Annotated in this window: 3 protein-coding genes; all 3 read left to right on the top strand. The window is 73.8% G+C overall.

Translation table 11 applies throughout. From position 1 onward, the window contains the following. The coding region (locus A612_RS07130; RefSeq protein WP_019373825.1) for an SDR family oxidoreductase at nt 1-491 on the top strand (491 nt) is incomplete at its 5' end. A gap of 121 nt (nt 492-612) precedes the next feature. Next, nucleotides 613-1,269 carry a c-type cytochrome gene (locus A612_RS07125; protein ID WP_019373824.1) on the top strand — a complete coding sequence of 219 codons (657 nt, stop codon included), beginning with the start codon at nt 613-615 and terminating at the stop codon, nt 1,267-1,269. Continuing rightward, nucleotides 1,266-1,826: c-type cytochrome (locus tag A612_RS07120; RefSeq protein WP_019373823.1), on the top strand; the 561-nt coding region annotated here is incomplete at its 3' end. The genes A612_RS07125 and A612_RS07120, both read left to right, overlap by 4 nt.

Raw genomic sequence — 1,826 nt, 5'->3', positions numbered from 1 at the left:
CCGGCTCGGGGACGCCGGCGCTGCCGCTGGAGGAGGTCGGGGTCGAGCAGTGGAAGGGCGTCGTGGACGTCAACCTGAACGGCATGTTCTGGTGCCTGCAGAACGCATTCCGCGTCATGCAGGCGCAGTCGCCGCGGGGCGGGCGCATCATCAACAACGGCTCCATCTCGGCCCACGTGCCGCGCCCCCACGCCATCGCCTACACCGCCACCAAGCACGCCGTCGCCGGCCTGACCAAGGCCGCCTCGCTCGAAGGCCGACGGCACGACATCGCCGTGGGGCAGATCGACGTCGGCAACGCACGCACCGAGCTGGCCGAGCGCATGACGCAGGGCGTGTTGCAGGCCAATGGCGAGATCGCCTCCGAGCCGATGATCGACGTGCAGATCGTCGGCCAATCGGTGCGCTACATGGCGGAGCTGCCGCTGTCGGCCAACGTGCTCTTCCATACCGTGATGGCCACCAAGATGCCCTTCGTCGGCCGTGGCTGAGGGTCGGGCCGGACTGCGGGCGCTGCTGCGCCTGGGGGCGGCAGCCCTGGCGGCGTGTCTGGCGACCTGGGCGGGCGCCGCGCCGGGACAGGCGCCCCAGGCGGCCGCCGCCCGGGACGACATGGGGCCGCGCGTGCTGGCTTGTACTGCCTGCCACGGCGAGCAGGGGCGCGCCACGCCCGAAGGCTACTTTCCGCGCATCGCCGGCAAGCCGGCGGGCTACCTCTACAACCAGCTCTTGAACTTCCGCGAAGGGCGGCGCAGCTATCCGCAGATGGCGTGGCTGCTGGAACATCTCACGGATGCCTACCTGCAGGAGATGGCGGAGCATTTCGCGGCCCTGCAGTTGCCCTATGCGCCGCCGCCCGCGTCCCAGGCCCCGCCCGCGGTGCTCGAGCGCGGGCGGCGGCTGGTGCGCGAGGGCGACGCCGCGCGCGGCCTTCCGGCCTGCGTGCGCTGCCATGGCGATGCGCTGACGGGGGTCTCTCCCTGGCTGCCGGGGCTGCTCGGGCTGTCGCGCGACTACGTCGCTGGCCAGCTCGGCGCCTGGCAGACCGGGCAGCGCCATGCCCAGGCGCCGGATTGCATGGCGGACATCGCGCGCCGCCTCGAGCCGCAGGATGTGGGCGCCATCGCCGCCTGGCTGGCGGCCCAGCCCGTGCCCGCGGGGGGAGTCCCGGCGGCGGGGCTGGCCGCCCGGTTGCCGCTGCGCTGCGGCGGCGTGCCCGAAGCCGGGTCCGCCACCCCGGATGGCGCAGTGCCGGAGGGCGGCCAGTGAGGCGCGGCCACAAGGTGCTTGCGGCCGGCCTGGGGGCGCTGCTTCTTGCGGCCGTGGCGCTGGCGCTGGTGCTCTTGCTCAACCGGCTCGGCGAGGCCCCCCTGCCGACGCACGAGGTCGCCGTCCCGGCCACCCCGGAAGTCATCGCCCGCGGTGCCTACCTGGCGCGCGTGGGCAACTGCGCCGGCTGCCATACCGCCCCGGGCGGCGAGCCCTATGCCGGCGGGCGCGGCATCGACACGCCCTTCGGCACGGTCTATGCCCCCAACCTGACGCCGCACGAGGCCACGGGGCTCGGCAGCTGGACGGCGGCGCACTTCTGGCGCGCCATGCACAACGGGCGCTCCCGCGACGGCCGCCTGCTGTACCCGGCCTTTCCCTACCTGAACTACACGCACGTTACGCGCGAGGATGTGGATGCCATCTTCGCCTACCTGCGCAGTCTGCCCGCCGTGGACCGGGCCACACCGCCGCACGCGCTGCGTTTCCCCTTTGACACCCAGGCTGCGCTGGCCGTGTGGCGCGCCCTGTTTTTCCGCCCGGGCGGGCCGCCGCAG

The sequence above is a fragment of the Melaminivora alkalimesophila genome (assembly GCF_000282995.1).
In the GTDB taxonomy this organism is placed as follows: domain Bacteria; phylum Pseudomonadota; class Gammaproteobacteria; order Burkholderiales; family Burkholderiaceae_C; genus Melaminivora; species Melaminivora alkalimesophila.
Note: the sequence above shows the minus strand (reverse complement) of the source record. Positions and strands in the feature narration are given on the sequence as shown.